The following is a 16207-nucleotide window of genomic DNA, read 5'->3' as shown; positions in this document are numbered from 1 at the left end:
AAGGTGTTCAGAGTACCGAGCTTATTTCGGGGTGCAGGTCAGTTTGATGCGCAGCTTGATGATCTCGCGGGTGAACTTGGCCGTGGCGTTTTTATGCTTGCCGGCCGGGACATCGATGCTGCGGGTGCGCGGTGCTTCCGGGCCGTTGCTGAACACCGCACGGCAGGTCGCGTCGACATCACCGTAATTGGCCACGCGGATCGAGCCGATGTCGTTGTCCGTGTCGTACGTCTCGTAGTCGATCTTCATGCCGTTGAGATCCTTTTGCACATCGATCGGATAGGCAAACGCGGTCAACGGCAGTAGCGCCAGCACCACACAACAGAATTTTTTCATTCGGCAGTCTCCATGAGGGACGGCCAGCTTAGGACAAGAGGAGCTATTGATGAAAGCGCCCCGCGTGACCCTTGATCAATGGCGAACGTTGCAGGCCGTGGTCGACCACGGCGGATTCGCCCAGGCCGCCGAGGCCCTGCACCGCTCGCAATCGTCGGTGAGCTACACCGTCGCCCGCATGCAGGATCAGCTTGGCGTGCCATTGCTGCGCATCGACGGGCGCAAAGCCGTGCTCACCGAGGCCGGCGGCGTATTGCTGCGCCGTTCGCGGCAATTGGTCAAACAGGCCAGCCAACTCGAAGACCTCGCCCATCACATGGAGCAAGGCTGGGAAGCGGAAGTGCGGCTGGTGGTCGATGCGGCCTACCCGAGCGCGCGGATCGTTCGCGCCCTGACCGCGTTCATGCCGCAGAGTCGCGGCTGCCGCGTGCGTCTGCGCGAGGAAGTGTTGTCGGGGGTCGAGGAAGTGCTGCTCGAAGGCGTGGCGGATCTGGCCATCACCGGCCTGAGCATTCCCGGTTACCTCGGTGCGGAATTGAGTGATGTCGAATTCGTTGCCGTCGCCCACCCTGACCACCCACTGCATCGGCTCAACCGCGAACTGAGCTTTCAGGATCTGGAAACCCAGATGCAAGTGGTGATCCGTGACTCCGGCCGCCAGCAGCCGCGCGATGTCGGCTGGCTCGGCGCCGAACAGCGCTGGACCGTCGGCAGCCTCGCCACCGCCGCGACCTTTGTCAGCAGCGGCCTGGGCTTTGCCTGGCTACCGCGGCACATGATCGACCGCGAACTCAAGGATGGTTCGCTCAAGCTGCTACCGTTGGATCGAGGCGGCAGCCGCAATTCGAGTTTCTATCTGTATTCGAACAAGGACAAACCCTTGGGCCCGGCCACGCAAATCCTCATCGAACTGCTGCGCACCTTCGACACCTTGCCGCTGGACGCACCGTTCGCCGCCCCCGAACAAGCCTGACACGGAGTTCACCGATGGCGTATTTCGAGCACGAAGGTTGCAACCTGCACTACGAGGAATATGGCCACGGTGCGCCGTTGCTGCTGGTTCACGGGCTCGGCTCGAGCACACTGGACTGGGAAATGCAGATCCCCGCGCTGGCCGCGCACTACCGGGTAATCGTCCCGGACATTCGCGGCCACGGGCGCTCGGACAAACCCCGCGAGCGCTACAGCATCGCCGGGTTCAGCGCCGACCTGCTGGTCTTGATCGAACACCTGCGCCTCGGCCCGGTGCACTACGTCGGGCTGTCGATGGGCGCAATGATCGGCTTTCAGCTGGCCGTCGATCAGCCGCAAGCACTCAAGAGCCTGACCATCGTCAACAGCGCGCCACAAGTCAAATTGCGCAGCCGCGATGATTATTGGCAGTGGTTCAAACGCTGGAGCCTGATGCGCCTGCTCAGCCTGGAAACCATCGGCAAAGCCCTCGGCAGCAAACTTTTCCCCAAGCCGGAACAGGCCGATCTGCGACGGAAAATGGCCGAACGCTGGGCAAAAAACGACAAACGTGCTTATCTCGCCAGCTTCGATGCGATCGTGGGCTGGGGCGTTCAGGAACGACTTTCCCGGGTGTCCTGTCCAACGCTCGTCATCAGCGCCGACCGTGATTACACGCCGGTGGCGTTAAAGGAAACCTATGTAAAACTGCTGCCGGATGCGCGGCTGGTGGTCATTGACGACTCGCGCCATGCCACCCCGCTCGATCAACCCGAACGCTTCAATCACACGCTGCTGGATTTTCTCGCCACAGCCGACCTTCACTCTCAGGATCACTGACCCATGCTGAAAAAACTCGCCCTCGCCGCCGGCTCCGTACTGTTTGCCGCCAACCTGATGGCTGCTACCCCGGCCAAGGCGCCCCACGTGCTGCTGGACACCACCAACGGCCAGATCGAAATCGAACTGGACCCGGTCAAGGCACCGATCAGCACGAAGAACTTCCTTGAATACGTCGACAGCGGTTTCTACAACAACACCATTTTCCACCGCGTGATCCCGGGCTTCATGGCTCAGGGCGGCGGCTTCACCCAGCAGATGCAACAGAAAGAAACCAAGGCGCCGATCAAGAACGAGGCCAGCAATGGCCTGCACAACGTTCGTGGCACCCTGTCGATGGCGCGTACTTCCAACCCTGATTCGGCGACCAGCCAGTTCTTCATCAACGTTGCCGACAACGCATTCCTCGACCCGGGTCGCGACGCCGGTTACGCGGTGTTTGCCAAAGTGGTCAAGGGGATGGATGTCGTGGACATCATCGTCAACTCGCAGACCACCACCAAACAAGGCATGCAGAACGTGCCTGTCGACCCTGTGATCATCAAGTCAGCCAAGCGCATCGACTGAGTTTCGCCGGGCATATCGAGCGGCGTGGGGCTGAGCCTGCGCCGCTCGCACTGATAAAAGGAGAGCCCGGATTCCGGGCGGTTATCTGATGCTCTATCGCCGTTTCGAACAACTGATCGATATCTTCCGCGACGCCCCGACGGCGTCCCCGCCGGACCGCGTCTGGCCCTTCTACGTCTATTACCTGAAGCAGGTCTGGCCAAGTTTCGCTGCCCTGCTCGTCATCGGCCTGTTTGCCTCGTTGATCGAAGTAGCGTTGTTCAGCTACCTGAGCCGCATCATCGATCTGGCGCAAGGCACGCCCAACCCGAATTTCTTCAGCGACCACGCCCTCGAATTGACCTGGATGCTGGTGGTCGCTCTGGTGCTGCGACCGATCTTCTTTGCCCTGCACGACCTGCTGGTGCATCAGACCCTGAGCCCCGGCATGACCAGCATGATCCGCTGGCAGAACCACAGTTACGTGCTCAAGCAGAGCCTGAATTTCTTCCAGAACGACTTCGCCGGGCGCATCGCCCAGCGCATCATGCAGACCGGCAACTCGCTGCGCGATTCTGCCGTGCAAGCGGTCGACGCGCTGTGGCACGTGGTGATCTATGCGATCAGCTCGCTGGTGCTGTTCGCCGAGGCCGACTGGCGCCTGATGATCCCTTTGCTGACCTGGATCGTCGCTTACATCGGCGCGCTGTATTACTTCGTGCCACGGGTGAAGGAGCGCTCCGTGGAAGCCTCTGACGCGCGCTCGAAACTGATGGGGCGCATCGTCGATGGCTACACCAACATCGCCACGCTGAAACTGTTCGCCCACACCAACTTCGAACAGCACTACGCCAAGGAAGCCATCGAAGAACAGACCGTCAAAGCACAAATGGCCGGTCGCGTGGTGACCAGCATGGACGTGGCGATTACTACCATGAACGGCCTGCTGATCGTCGGCACCACGGCGCTGGCATTGTGGCTGTGGACGCAGTCGCTTATCACCGTCGGCGCGATTGCCCTGGCCACCGGCCTGGTGATTCGTATCGTCAACATGTCCGGCTGGATCATGTGGGTAGTCACCGGCATTTTCGAAAACATCGGCATGGTCCAGGACGGTCTGCGCACCATCTCGCAACCGGTCAGCGTCACCGACCGCGAGCAGGCCAAACCGCTGGCCGTGGCCTCGGGCGAAGTGCGTTTCGAGCACGTGGATTTTCACTACGGCAAGAAGAGAGGCATCATCGGCGACCTCAATCTGACGATAAAACCGGGGGAGAAAATCGGCTTGATCGGCCCATCCGGCGCCGGCAAATCAACCTTGGTCAACCTGTTGCTGCGCCTGTACGACGTCGAGGGCGGGCGCATCCTGATCGACGGGCAGAACATCGCCGAAGTCGGCCAGGAAAGCCTGCGCGCGCGGATCGGCATGATCACTCAGGACACCTCCCTGTTGCACCGCTCGATCCGCGACAACTTGCTCTACGGCAAACCCGACGCCACCGACGCCGAACTGTGGGAGGCGGTGCACAAGGCTCGCGCCGATGAGTTCATTCCACTGCTGTCCGACGCTGAAGGCCGCAGCGGTTTCGACGCGCATGTCGGCGAGCGCGGGGTGAAACTCTCGGGCGGTCAGCGCCAGCGCATCGCGATTGCGCGGGTGCTGCTCAAGGACGCGCCGATCCTGATCATGGACGAAGCCACCTCGGCACTGGATTCGGAAGTCGAAGCGGCGATTCAGGAAAGCCTCGAGACCTTGATGCAGGGCAAAACCGTGATCGCCATCGCCCACCGTCTCTCGACCATCGCGCGCATGGACCGTCTGGTGGTGCTGGAAAACGGCAAGATCGCCGAGAGCGGCACCCACGCCGAACTGCTCGCCCATCGTGGTTTGTATGCACGGTTGTGGGCGCACCAGACCGGAGGCTTTGTCGGCATCGACTGATCGCGCGATATGATCGTTCCCACGCTCCGCGTGGGAATGCCTCAAGGGACGCTCCGCGTCCAGTGACGCGGAGCGTCACGGCCTGCATTCCCACGCAGAGCGTGGGAACGATCATGGTCAGGTCTGGCGATAAGGCAACGCTGTCCGGGCCTCTTCGGCATAGGCCAGAACCCCGGCGCGCTCCTGCTTGAGGAAATCCCTCACCGCCGCTTTCAAACCTGGATGGCGCAGGTAGTGCCAGGAATGGGTGATCACCGGTTCAAAGCCGCGAATCAACTTATGCTCGCCCTGTGCCCCGGCATCGAAACGCTGGATGCCTTGGGCAATCGCGTAATCCATGCCCTGATAAAAACACGTCTCGAAATGCAGCCGATCAAACTCGGCCAGGCAACCCCAATACCGCCCGTAGAAACTGTCGCCACCAACCAGACTGAACGCCATCGCCACGGGCCGTGAGCCCTGTTTGGCCAGGACCACGCGAATCGCTTCGGGCATGCGTTCGGCCAGCAGGCTGAAGAACTCGCGCGTCAGGTACGGCGCCTGACGCCGCACCGCGTAGGTGTTGGCATAGCAGGCGTAAACAAAATCCCACTGTGCCTCGTCCAGCTCACGCCCCTCCAGCCATTCAAACTCGAAGCCCTGCCCCGCCACCTGCTCGCGCTCCTTGCGCATCTGCTTGCGCTTGCGTGAGCTGAGGGCGTCGAGGAAGTCCTGAAAGTCGCGGTATTCACGGTTCTGCCAGTGATATTGACAGCCGATGCGCTGCAGCCAGCCCGGTTGCTCGGCCATCGCCGCATCGGTAAACGGATCGGTGAAGTTGATATGCGCGCTGGACAGTTCTTCGATCTGCAAATAGCCCGGCAGGCTTTTCAGCAGTTCGAAACCGTCCTCCACTGTTGCCGCCAGCAAGCGCGGGCCGCTGACCGGACTGAACGGCACGGCGGTCAGGAGTTTGGGGTAGTAATCGATGCCGGCGCGGGCGCAGGCGTCGGCCCAGCCGTGATCGAAGACGTACTCGCCGTACGAATGCCACTTGCGATAACTGGGCAGTGCGGCGATCAGTCGATCATCTTCGATGTGCAGTAAATGTTCGGGCTGCCAGCCCGAGTGCGGGCCGACACTGCCGCTGTCTTCCAGCGCACTGAGGAATGCGTGGCGCAGGAACGGCTGGTTGTCCGGCACCAGCGCATCCCAGCTTGCCGGGGCGATTTCTGACAGGTCTTGCAGGCGTTGCAACGGCATTCACTGGCACTCCACAGCTTGGCGACAAAGCCCGGCGAGTATCGCTGATCGCGACCCGGTTGCACACGCTCAATCGGCCGACAGCGCTCTAACTCGATAGTTCACGGCTGATCCGCATCGTCATCAACCTGCCATCACTGTGCCACCGCCCTGTCATAAACCATCGCGATACTGGCGCCTGTTTTTAGAGCGCCGGGTTCTAACCCGGACACAGTTTTCCGGCCTTCAGGCCGGTTGTGCCCAGGATGGTTCAGCCATCCCCTTCATCTTCGGAGATTGCTATGCGTCTTGCTTCCACGAAAACTGCAGCGGCCCTGTGCGGCGGCTTGTTGCTGGCCATGAGCGTTCCGGCCAGTGCTGCAGTCGACGCCAAACTGCTCGACATGCTCAAGGCCAACGGGTCGATTTCCCAGGCGCAGTACATCGAGCTGCAAACAGAACTGGCCAAGGATCAGAAGGCTCAGCAAATCGCCCAACAGGCGCAGCAGGAAACCAACGAACAAGTGGCGGCGGTCGCGAAGAAGACCAACGAACAGAGCCTGTTTGACCAGAAACTGGCGTGGGCGGCGAAGACCCAGTTCAAGGGCGACGTACGTATCCGCCAGGAAACCATCAAGATCGACGGCGAGCCGAACAACGGCGGCCGCGACAAGGACCGCCAGCGCATCCGTGCGCGTCTGGGCGCCTATACCGAGATCAACCCGCAAGTCGACACCGGCATCCGTATCGCCACCGGCGGCGGTGACGACGCGCGCTCGACCAACCAGGATCAGGACAACTACTTCGACAAGAAGCAGATCTGGCTCGACCTCGGCTACATCGACTATCACCCGGATCAGATCAAGAACCTGCACGTGATCGGCGGCAAGATGCTGCAACCATGGGTAAGCATGGGCGACGTGATCTGGGACAGCGACATCAACCCGGAAGGTCTGGCCGTTACCTACAAATACCCACTGGGCGGCAGCGCCGAACTGTTCGGCAGCCTGGGTAACTACAACCTCAAGGACAACGTTGACGGCGACGGCGTGCAATTCCGCCACGACCTGCGCCTGACCGCTGGCCAGTTGGGCAGCCGCTTCAACATCACTGACAACCTGAAGATGACCGTCGGCGGCAGCGTTTACGCTTACCAGAATGACGATGACAGCCGCTGCACCGGCACCTCGACGCCGTGCGCGCTGGCAGTCAACGGCAACTCGGCGAACAACGAATTCCGTCTGTATGAAGGGTTCAGCCAGATCGACATCGGCGGCCTGCCAATGCCGCTGTCGTTCTACGGCCAGTACGTGAAGAACAACGATGCCGTGACCGATCAGGACACCGCATGGTTGCTCGGCGCCAAGTCGAAAGTCTTCGGCTTCAACCTCGACTACAACTATCGCGACGTGCAGCGCAACGCCGTGGTCGGCGCCTTCACCGACTCCGACTTTGCCAACGGCACCACCGGTTCGCGCGGGCACAAGTTCAAGGTCGGTTACGACATCGACAAGAACTTCGCCGTCGGCGCCACGTACTTCCTGACCAAGGCCGACTTCGCCAGTCGCAGCCAGCGCGATGCAGATGCCAACACCCTGCAGCTGGATGCTGAAGCGAAGTTCTAAGAAAGTAATAGCCCGGTGCGGGCGGGACGATCCCCATCATCCGTTCGTTTCACCCGCACCGGGTTATTTCTGCAGGATGCAAAAACCCCCTGTAGGAGCTGCCGAAGGCTGCGATCTTTTGATCTTGATCCTGAAAACAAGATCAAAAGATCGCAGCCTCGTTTCACTCGACAGCTCCTACAGGGGGTTGTCTTTTCGTCGTTGCTCGGCCAGACGTTCAGCCAAAGCATCGACGTTCTCTTCCGGTTTTTCCGGCAGCGCCTTCAGGGTTGCCTGCATCACACGCATCTGCCGCATGAAGCGCCGGCAGTTGGGGCAGAACAACAGGTGATGACGCACCATCAGCGTCTCGCGAAAGCTCAGTTGGCCATCGAGATAATCGCTGGATCGTGCCACTTGCTCCTTGCAGGTCAACATTCTCCTGTCTCCTCAAAATGTTCCACGGTCGCGAAGACCTTCAAGCGCGCCCGGTGCAGCAGCACGCGGACATTGGAGAGCGAGATCTCCAGAAGATTACAGATCTCTTCCAGCTCCAGACCCTGGCGTTCGCGCAACAGCAGGACACTGCTCTGCAACTCGGACAGACTCAGCAACGTGTGTTCGAGGCATTCGCGCAGTTCGTTTTCGGTGAGCAGCGCCTCTGGGGTGTCCTGATGCCAGGCAAACGGCGCGACCAGCCAATGACCGTCGCTCGAGGAAAATCGATCGTCACCGATGGTGCCGTGGGGCGATGGCAGGTCATCGAGCAGGACTTCCCGGCGATTGTGCTTGTAGCGATTCTTCGCCGAATTGGCGGTGATGGTCAGCAACCAGGTCTTGAGGCTGGAACGGCCTTCGAAGCTGGCCAGATGGCGCACCACCGACAGCCAGGCATCCTGCACCACTTCCTCGACATGACGCTGGCCGACAATCGCGTAAGCCACCGCGCGCATGGCGCTCTGATAGGTGGTGACCAGTTCCTTGAAAGCGTTTTGCTCCCCCGCCAGCAGGCGCGTGAGCAGTTGGGTGTCGTCAGCCGCCATCCATCAATCCCCTTGTCCGGACTTCGAAAATGAACGCGGCAGGTGTTGACCTGCCGCGACGTCCGAAAAATTACAGCGTTTCAATCGCTTCGGATGTAGGAAAGATCGACGCGATTAAGGGGAAATTAACCTGTTTCAGCGCTTGCGCAGCAACACGCTACCAATCGAGTAACCGGCACCGAAGGAGCTGAGCACCGCCAGCGAACCCGAGGCCAGATCATCCTGATATTTGTGGAAGGCAATGACCGAACCGGCCGAGCTGGTGTTGGCGTAGCTGTCGAGAATCACCGGGGCTTCTTCTTCGGTAGCTTCGCGGCCGAGCAGCTTGCGCACGATCAGGTGGTTCATGCTCAGATTGGCCTGGTGCAGCCAGAAACGCTTCACGTCGCCAACGTTGAGCTGGTTCTCTTCCAGGTGCTCGCCAATCAGTTCGGCGACCATCGGGCAGACATCCTTGAACACCTTGCGGCCTTCCTGGACGAACAGCTTGTCGCGGGCACCAATGCCCTCTTCTGCCGCACGGTTGAGGAAACCGAAGTTGTTGCGGATGTTGTTGGAGAACTTGGTCAGCAATTTGGTGCTGACCACGTCGAACTGGTACGCGGAGGTCGCCAGATCCGCGCGTTCGATGATCACCGCAGTCGCGGCATCGCCGAAGATGAAATGGCTGTCGCGATCACGGAAGTTCAGGTGCCCGGTGCAGACCTCCGGGTTGACCATCAGGATCGCCCGCGCCTGGCCCAGTTGCACGCTGTTGGCGGCGGCCTGGATGCCGAAGGTGGCGGAAGAACACGCCACGTTCATGTCGAAACCGAAACCTTCAATGCCCAGCGCTTCCTGGACTTCGATGGCGATGGCCGGGTAAGCGCGTTGCAGGTTGGAGCAGGCGACGATCACGCCGTCGATGTCGGCGGCGGTTTTGCCGGCTCGTTGCAGGGCTTGTTCGGCAGCGCCAACGGCCATCTGGCAGAGCACCGACCATTCATCGTTGGAACGCTCGGGCAGGCGCGGGGCCATGCGTTGCGGATCGAGGATGCCGTCCTTGTCCATGACAAAGCGGCTCTTGATGCCCGAGGCCTTTTCGATGAACGCGGCGCTGGATTCGGTCAGGGCCTGGACTTCACCGCTGGCAATGGCCTCGGCGTTATCGGCGTTGAACTGGGCGACGTAAGTATTGAAAGACTGCACCAGCTCTTCGTTGGAGATGCTGTTGGCCGGTGTGTACAGGCCGGTGCCGCTGATGACGACGTTATGCATGGTCGTTTCTCTAATCTGTTCAGGCAGAAAGTGCTGGAACCGTCGTACCAACACGCAAAGGGTCTATTCCCATCCGGGGGACGCAAACCTGGCATCGTTTTATTCCGCAGCGCGACACGGCCGAAGGCTCTGGGTCGCGAAACGGCGGGTTATGGTGGCGAAGTTTGCCATAAACCCGAGGTTTTGGCGCCGTTCTCAAGCACAACTGCCGTTCACCACATGAACTCAACTCCGTGGCGAGGGAATTTATCCCCGTTCGACTGCGAAGCAGGCGCCAGCCCACCACGCTCGGTATTTGATGAACCGAGGTCGCAGGTTTTGGGGCGGCTTCGCCACCCAACGGGGATAAATCCCCTCGCCACAAAGACCGCTTCCACAGGGGGATTGTGTATGGCTGCAGGTCAGGGCTCGACCTGGCTCCACTGTTTGCTCAGGCGCTTGTCGGAGATCGGCACTTTGGTGCCCAACTGTTGCGCGAACAACGACACGCGGTATTCCTCCAGCCACCAGCGGTACAACTCCAGCTGCGGATCACGCTTGCCTTCCTGCGCATGCTTGGCCGCGCGGGTCTGGTATTGCGCCCACAGGCCAGCGAGTTCGCCGCTCCAGACCCGATCCTTCTGCACCTGCGCACCGAGTTTCTCGAAACGTTGCTCGACCGCTTTCAGGTAACGCGGCAACTCCTTGAGCCACTGCATCGGCGTTTCGCGGACGAAACCCGGATAGACCAGATTGCCGATCTGCTGCTTGATGTCGTTGAGTGCCACCGCTTGCGCCAGATCGATCTTGCCCTTGAAGCGTTTTTGCAGACCGTGCCAGATCTTGAGGATTTCCAGCGTCAGCCGCGCGACGCGCTCGGCGTGCTCGGTCCAGTTGCCGCGCTTGCGCTCGGCCAGTGCCGCCAATCCGGCGCCATCACGGGGCAACGGGTCTTCGCCTTCGAGAATGCAGCTGTCGAGGCTGGCCAACAGAATGTCTTCAACCAGCGCATCGACCCGGCCCAGTTCGCGATACAGCAGACCCAGTTCAGTCTGCCCGGGCAACTTGCCCCGGAGGAATTTCGCCGGCTCGGCCAATTGCTGCATGAGCAAACGCTGCAAGGCGCGCCGGTGCTGGAACTCGGCTTCGGCCGGGGTCGAGAAGCGCCCTTCCTTGACCGTGCCGCCCTCTTCCACCAGCGCCGGGTACACCGTCATCGACAACCCGGCGATCTTCTGCTGGGTCTTTTCCGCCACCGGCGCGAAAACTTTTGCCTCGACCGGCTGCTGACTTTTCGCACTCTGCGGCACCGCCAGCGCGGCCTGGCTGGCTTCGGCGAAACGTGCAGTCAACTCAGCCAGATCGCGGCCTTCGCCAAGAAACTTGCCCTCGCCGTCGACGATTTCCAGGTTCATGCGCAGATGGCTTTCAACCTGCTGCGCCGCTTCCGCCCACGCGTCATCGCTGACCCGCGCGCCGGTCATGCGCAGCAGCTCGCGACCGAGCGCTTGCGGCAGCGAACCTTCGGCGAAAGTCATGCGCTGCAACGCGGCCTTGATGAAGTCCGGCACCGGCACGAAGTTCTTGCGCAGGGCTTTCGGCAGGTTGCGCACCAGGGCTATGCACTTGGCCTCGATCAAGCCCGGCACCAGCCATTCCAGACGCTCCGGCGGCAACATCGGCAGCAGCGGCGCCGGCACGCGCAAGGTCACGCCGTCGCGCGGGTGATTGGGTTCGAAATGATAAGTCAGCGCCAGCTCCAGATCGCCAATGTGCAACGTATCCGGGTAATCACGGGCGGTGACTTCGCTGGCCTCGCGGGCCAATACGTCTTCTTCGCGCATGATCAGCAACTGCGGATCTTTCTGGCTGTTGACCTTGTACCAACTGTCGAAGGTCGCGGTCTGATGGATCTCCGCCGGCAGACGCGCATCGTAGAAGGCGTAGAGGGTTTCTTCGTCGGCGAGAATGTCGCGCCGGCGCGCCTTGGCCTCCAGTTCGTCGAGCTGCTCGAGCAGTTTCTGATTGGCGCTCAGGCATTTGGCCCGCGACTGAATCTCACCGCGCACCAGACCTTCGCGGATAAACAGCTCACGAGATACCACCGGATCGACCGGGCCGTAATGCACCGGGCGACGACCGACGACGATCAGGCCGAACAGGGTGATCTGCTCATAGGCTACGACCTGGCCGCGCTTCTTCTCCCAATGCGGCTCGAAGTGATTCTTCTTGATCAGGTGCCCGGCCAGCGGCTCGATCCAGTCGGCATCGATCTTGGCGACCATGCGCGCGTAAAGCTTGGTGGTTTCCACCAGTTCGGCGGTCATCAGCCACTGCGGGCGCTTCTTGCCGATGCCCGACGACGGGTGAATCCAGAAGCGCCGCTGCCGCGCGCCGAGGTAATCGCCGTCTTCGGTTTTTTGGCCAATCTGGCTGAGCAAGCCGACCAGCACCGCTTTGTGCAGCTTCGGATAATCCGCCGGCTCCTTGTTCAGGCTCAACTGCATGTCGCGGCAGATCAGGCTCAACTGACGATGAGAATCACGCCACTCGCGCAGGCGCAGGTAATTGAGGAAATTCTTCCGGCACCAATTGCGCAGCGGATTGGCCGTGAGCGCCTGGCGCTGTTCTTCAAAACCACGCCACAGATTGACCAGCCCGGCGAAGTCCGAATCCGGATCCTTCCATTGCGCATGGGCCTGATCCGCCGCTTGCTGACGCTCCGGTGGACGTTCGCGCGGGTCCTGAATCGACATCGCACTGGCGACGATCAGCACTTCCTGCAGACTGCCGAGCTTGGCCGCTTCCAGCAGCATGCGGCCCATGCGCGGGTCGACCGGCAAGCGCGCCAACTGGCGACCGAGCGGTGTCAGCTGACTGTTGCGATCCACCGCCGACAGCTCTTGCAGCAGGTTGAAACCGTCGCTGATCGCCTTGCCGTCCGGCGGCTCGATAAACGGGAACGCGGTGATTTCGCCGAGGCGCAGATGGAGCATCTGCAGGATCACGGCGGCGAGGTTGGTGCGCAGAATTTCCGGATCGGTAAATTCCGGCCGCCCAAGGAAGTCCTCTTCGCTGTACAAACGCACGCAGATACCCGGCTCGACCCGGCCGCAACGACCTTTACGCTGATTGGCGCTGGCCTGGGAAATCGCTTCGATCGGCAAGCGCTGGACCTTGGCGCGGTAGCTGTAACGACTGATGCGCGCGGTGCCGCTGTCAATCACATAGCGAATGCCCGGCACGGTCAGCGAGGTCTCGGCGACGTTGGTCGCCAGCACCACGCGGCGGCCCGGATGCGACTGGAAAATCCGCTGCTGTTCAGCCGGCGACAGGCGCGCGTACAGCGGCAGGATTTCGGTGTGTTTGAGCTGGGCCTTGCGCAACATGTCGGCGGCGTCGCGAATCTCGCGCTCGCCGGGCAGGAACACCAGCACATCGCCGGGGCTGCGTCGTTCGCTGCGCTCGTAGGCGGCGATTTCGTCGAGAGTGGCGAGAATCGCCTGATCGACGGTCAGGTCGTCCTCGACCCGGTTGCCCTCTTCGTCCTGCTCCAGGGTCAGCGGCCGGTACCAAGTTTCCACCGGGAAAGTACGACCCGACACTTCGACGATCGGCGCGTCATCGAAGTGCTTGGAGAAGCGCTCCAGATCGATGGTCGCCGACGTGATGATGACCTTGAGGTCGGGACGGCGTGGCAGCAGGGTTTTCAGGTAGCCGAGGAGGAAATCGATGTTGAGGCTGCGTTCGTGTGCTTCGTCGACGATGATCGTGTCATAGCGTTCCAGATAACGATCGTTCTGGGTTTCCGCCAGCAGAATGCCGTCGGTCATCAGCTTGATCAGGGTGTTGGCATCGCTCTGATCCTCGAAGCGCACCTGATAGCCGACCAGCGCACCGAGCGGCGTGCCGAGCTCTTCGGCGACACGGCTGGCGACACTGCGCGCGGCGATCCGACGCGGCTGGGTATGGCCGATCAGACCGTGCTGGCCGCGCCCGATTTCCAGACAGATCTTCGGCAACTGGGTGGTTTTGCCCGAACCGGTTTCGCCGGCGATGATCAGCACCTGATGTTGCTCCAGGGCCTTTTTGATCTCGTCGCGCTTGGCCGCGATCGGCAAACTGTCGTCGTAACGAATCACCGGCAGGCTCGCGCGACGCGCCAGTACCTGATCACAGGACGCCTGCATCCGCGCCACCCACTGGGCCAGTTTGGCTTCGTCGGGTTTCTTGCGCAGCTCAAGCAACTGCCGCCGCAGCCGGTGACGGTCGGCGAGCATGGCGTGATCGAGGTTTTTCAGCAGTTTGTCGATGGAGGGCGATTCGTCGGTCATCGGGTAGGCAATTCGGTCGTCTATTTATGCAGGGGGCGGATTGTCGCAGATTTGGGGGGGTTGTGGCGTGTCAGGGGGATTACGACCCTCACCCTAGCCCTCTCCCAAAGGGAGAGGGGATCGATTGGGGGATGCTTCAAAGGTACATCGACCTGAAAGAGCTTTGCCGAATCCATAATCGCCGAGCTCTTTCAGGTCGGCGTTTGACCCAAGACACCTCGGTCAGCTCCCTCTCCCTCTGGGAGAGGGCTGGGGTGAGGGGCTTTTGAAAGAGCTACTCGTTGTCGAGGCCTTTGCGCCGGTATGGGAAGACGTCGATAACCTTCCCCGCCCGAATCGCCTCCTGCAAGCCCTTCCAGTAATCGGCGTTGTACAACTCGCCGTGCAATTGATCGAACAATTTCCGCTGGCCCGAATCGGCAAACAGGAACGGCGGAAACTCCTCGGGAAACACGTCCAGCGGTCCGATCGAGTACCACGGCTCGGAGGCCATTTCATCCTCCGGCGTGCGCGGTTGCGGGATTTGGCGGAAGTTGGCTTCGGTCAGGAAGCAGATTTCGTCGTAATCGTAAAACACCACGCGCCCGTGACGGGTGACGCCGAAGTTTTTCAGCAGCATGTCGCCGGGAAAAATATTCGCCGCCGCCAATTGCTTGATCGCCAGACCGTAATCTTCCAGCGCTTCGCGCACTTGCGCGTCGTTGGCGTTTTCCAGATACAGGTTGAGCGGAGTCATCCGCCGCTCGGTCCAGCAGTGGCGGATCAGCACGGTTTCGCCTTCGACCGAAACCGTGGATGGCGCGACCTCTAGCAGTTCTTCGAGGCACGCCGGATCGAACTTGCTCAGCGGAAAACGAAAGTCGGCAAATTCCTGGGTATCGGCCATACGCCCGACCCGATCGACGCTTTTCACCAGACGATACTTTTCGATCACCGTGGCGCGATCGACGTTTTTCGACGGTGAGAAACGGTCCTTGATGATTTTGAATACGGTGTTGAAACCCGGCAGGGTGAACACGCTCATGACCATGCCGCGCACGCCCGGGGCCATGATGAACTGGTCGTCAGTGTTGGCCAGGTGATTGATCAGCGCGCGGTAAAACTCCGACTTGCCGTGCTTGTAGAAGCCGATCGAGGTGTACAGCTCGGCGATGTGCTTGCCCGGCAGAATGCGTCGCAGAAAACCGATGAACTCCGCCGGCACCGGTACATCGACCATGAAATACGAGCGAGTAAACGAGAAGATGATCGACACATCGGCTTCGTCGGTGATCAACGCATCGATCTGAATGCCCCGACCTTCGCGGTGCAACAGCGGAATCACCAGCGGCCATTGCTCGTCGCGGGTGTAAATGCGTCCGACCAGATACGCGCCCTTGTTGCGGTAAAGCACCGAGGAAAACAGCTCGACGCTTAGCTCCGGGTCCTTGCACACCCAGTTCGGCAGGTTCTCGCGCAATTGCGCTTCGAGCCGCAGCAGGTCGCCAGGCAAATCGGCGTAATCCTCGCTGAAGCGGTAGTCGGAAAAGATACTGGCGAGCATCGCGGACAACTGGCCCTGCGGCTTGTACGTGCGGGTTTGCGCGGCGCGGGCACGGCGCAGGCTCGGGCGCGTGGTGTGGATGAACATGCAGCCGTCGCTGATCAGGTCGTGGCTGAACAGCCCGCAGAAAATCGAGTTGTACCAGGTTTCGGACAGCTCATCGTCGAAGCGCAGGTCGATCACACTGATATAGGCGCTTTTCACCAGCGGCCAGCAGCTGACGTTCATCAGGGTCTCTTCGTCGAAATACTCGCGCAGGCGAGCGACGGTTTCGCCAACCTTTTCTTCGTACAAACTGATCCGCGCCGCCGAGGCGGCCTGGGCTTCTTGCCAGCGCGCCTGTTCGAAGCGCTCCCGCGCACCATCGGTGATGCGGCGAAAATGTTCGCGGTAATCGTCGAAGCCGGCGAGGATCATCCGGGCGATCTCGGTGGCTGGCCATTGCTGCGACATAAATGAAACCTCGGCGGGAAATCGATTCGTTTGAGCTTAGTCACGGAACCGTCCGCAGGAAAAGCGCAATTTCTGCCAAAACCGATACCGGGGCGACCGTTGACGAGGTTTCTCGTGCCGATGCATGGCAAGCAGAATTAAAAGCCCGAATAGCGGTT

Annotated in this window: 12 protein-coding genes; 5 read left to right on the top strand and 7 right to left on the bottom strand. The window is 60.8% G+C overall.

Translation table 11 applies throughout. The annotated features are described in order from the left end of the window. Positions 1 to 21: 21 nt before the first annotated feature. The gene (locus HU724_RS07870; protein ID WP_016771198.1) at positions 22 to 336 is read right to left on the bottom strand and encodes a hypothetical protein; all 315 of its coding nucleotides are present in this window, start codon (positions 334 to 336) and stop codon (positions 22 to 24) included. 49 nt (positions 337 to 385) lie between these two features. Here HU724_RS07870 and HU724_RS07865 point away from each other — a divergent pair, with 49 nt between their 5' ends. The 4 genes from HU724_RS07865 to HU724_RS07850 all read left to right on the top strand — a co-directional run bounded on the left by HU724_RS07865 (position 386) and on the right by HU724_RS07850 (position 4615). Further along, the gene (locus tag HU724_RS07865; RefSeq protein ID WP_016771199.1) at positions 386 to 1309 is read left to right on the top strand and encodes a PA3225 family LysR-type transcriptional regulator; all 924 of its coding nucleotides are present in this window, start codon (positions 386 to 388) and stop codon (positions 1307 to 1309) included. 14 nt (positions 1310 to 1323) lie between these two features. After that, positions 1324 to 2127, top strand: a complete 804-nt coding sequence (locus HU724_RS07860) for an alpha/beta fold hydrolase (RefSeq protein ID WP_186568392.1) — start codon at positions 1324 to 1326, stop codon at positions 2125 to 2127. A gap of 3 nt (positions 2128 to 2130) precedes the next feature. Next, positions 2131 to 2694 (top strand): peptidylprolyl isomerase, encoded by a 564-nt coding sequence (locus tag HU724_RS07855; RefSeq protein ID WP_016771201.1) that lies wholly within the window; start codon positions 2131 to 2133, stop codon positions 2692 to 2694. 88 nt (positions 2695 to 2782) lie between these two features. Then, positions 2783 to 4615, top strand: coding sequence for an ABC transporter ATP-binding protein (locus HU724_RS07850; RefSeq protein ID WP_071174707.1), 1833 nt, complete (start codon positions 2783 to 2785; stop codon positions 4613 to 4615). Between the two features lie 117 nt (positions 4616 to 4732). Here HU724_RS07850 and HU724_RS07845 read toward each other — a convergent pair whose 3' ends face one another. Next, on the bottom strand, positions 4733 to 5857 hold the full coding sequence (locus HU724_RS07845; protein ID WP_186568390.1) for a GNAT family N-acetyltransferase: 1125 nt from the start codon (positions 5855 to 5857) through the stop codon (positions 4733 to 4735). A 281-nt stretch (positions 5858 to 6138) separates the two neighbouring features. Here HU724_RS07845 and HU724_RS07840 point away from each other — a divergent pair, with 281 nt between their 5' ends. Continuing rightward, positions 6139 to 7461 carry a putative porin gene (locus HU724_RS07840; protein ID WP_073472890.1) on the top strand — a complete coding sequence of 441 codons (1323 nt, stop codon included), beginning with the start codon at positions 6139 to 6141 and terminating at the stop codon, positions 7459 to 7461. A 177-nt stretch (positions 7462 to 7638) separates the two neighbouring features. Here HU724_RS07840 and HU724_RS07835 read toward each other — a convergent pair whose 3' ends face one another. The 5 genes from HU724_RS07835 to aceK form a co-directional block, all read right to left on the bottom strand. After that, the gene (locus tag HU724_RS07835) at positions 7639 to 7878 is read right to left on the bottom strand and encodes an anti-sigma factor family protein (protein WP_186568388.1); all 240 of its coding nucleotides are present in this window, start codon (positions 7876 to 7878) and stop codon (positions 7639 to 7641) included. Beyond that, the gene (locus HU724_RS07830; RefSeq protein WP_186568386.1) at positions 7872 to 8483 is read right to left on the bottom strand and encodes an RNA polymerase sigma factor; all 612 of its coding nucleotides are present in this window, start codon (positions 8481 to 8483) and stop codon (positions 7872 to 7874) included. The genes HU724_RS07835 and HU724_RS07830 overlap by 7 nt, the downstream gene beginning before the upstream one ends. A 135-nt stretch (positions 8484 to 8618) precedes the next feature. Next, positions 8619 to 9740 (bottom strand): beta-ketoacyl-ACP synthase III, encoded by a 1122-nt coding sequence (locus tag HU724_RS07825; RefSeq protein WP_056783622.1) that lies wholly within the window; start codon positions 9738 to 9740, stop codon positions 8619 to 8621. 401 nt (positions 9741 to 10141) lie between these two features. After that, positions 10142 to 14053, bottom strand: a complete 3912-nt coding sequence (gene hrpA / locus HU724_RS07820) for an ATP-dependent RNA helicase HrpA (RefSeq protein ID WP_186568385.1) — start codon at positions 14051 to 14053, stop codon at positions 10142 to 10144. Positions 14054 to 14327: 274 nt separating this feature from the next. Continuing rightward, positions 14328 to 16049 (bottom strand): bifunctional isocitrate dehydrogenase kinase/phosphatase, encoded by a 1722-nt coding sequence (gene aceK, locus HU724_RS07815; RefSeq protein WP_186568383.1) that lies wholly within the window; start codon positions 16047 to 16049, stop codon positions 14328 to 14330. Between the last annotated feature and the right edge of the window lie 158 nt (positions 16050 to 16207).

Source organism: Pseudomonas iranensis, from assembly GCF_014268585.2.
GTDB classification, from domain to species: domain Bacteria; phylum Pseudomonadota; class Gammaproteobacteria; order Pseudomonadales; family Pseudomonadaceae; genus Aquipseudomonas; species Aquipseudomonas iranensis.
The sequence above is the reverse complement of the archived record's forward strand: the minus strand, read 5'-3'. Positions and strand labels throughout refer to the sequence as shown.

Excerpts from the sequence above, each read along its gene's own strand:
- HU724_RS07855 (WP_016771201.1), top strand. The coding sequence starts at position 2,131 with ATGCTGAAAAAACTCGCCCTCGCCGCCGGCTCCGTACTGTTTGCCGCC.
- HU724_RS07850 (WP_071174707.1), top strand. The coding sequence starts at position 2,783 with ATGCTCTATCGCCGTTTCGAACAACTGATCGATATCTTCCGCGACGCC.
- HU724_RS07865 (WP_016771199.1), top strand. The coding sequence starts at position 386 with ATGAAAGCGCCCCGCGTGACCCTTGATCAATGGCGAACGTTGCAGGCC.
- HU724_RS07860 (WP_186568392.1), top strand. The coding sequence starts at position 1,324 with ATGGCGTATTTCGAGCACGAAGGTTGCAACCTGCACTACGAGGAATAT.
- HU724_RS07870 (WP_016771198.1), bottom strand. The coding sequence starts at position 336 with ATGAAAAAATTCTGTTGTGTGGTGCTGGCGCTACTGCCGTTGACCGCG.
- HU724_RS07845 (WP_186568390.1), bottom strand. The coding sequence starts at position 5,857 with ATGCCGTTGCAACGCCTGCAAGACCTGTCAGAAATCGCCCCGGCAAGC.
- hrpA (WP_186568385.1), bottom strand. The coding sequence starts at position 14,053 with ATGACCGACGAATCGCCCTCCATCGACAAACTGCTGAAAAACCTCGAT.
- HU724_RS07835 (WP_186568388.1), bottom strand. The coding sequence starts at position 7,878 with ATGTTGACCTGCAAGGAGCAAGTGGCACGATCCAGCGATTATCTCGAT.
- aceK (WP_186568383.1), bottom strand. The coding sequence starts at position 16,049 with ATGTCGCAGCAATGGCCAGCCACCGAGATCGCCCGGATGATCCTCGCC.
- HU724_RS07830 (WP_186568386.1), bottom strand. The coding sequence starts at position 8,483 with ATGGCGGCTGACGACACCCAACTGCTCACGCGCCTGCTGGCGGGGGAG.
- HU724_RS07825 (WP_056783622.1), bottom strand. The coding sequence starts at position 9,740 with ATGCATAACGTCGTCATCAGCGGCACCGGCCTGTACACACCGGCCAAC.
- HU724_RS07840 (WP_073472890.1), top strand. The coding sequence starts at position 6,139 with ATGCGTCTTGCTTCCACGAAAACTGCAGCGGCCCTGTGCGGCGGCTTG.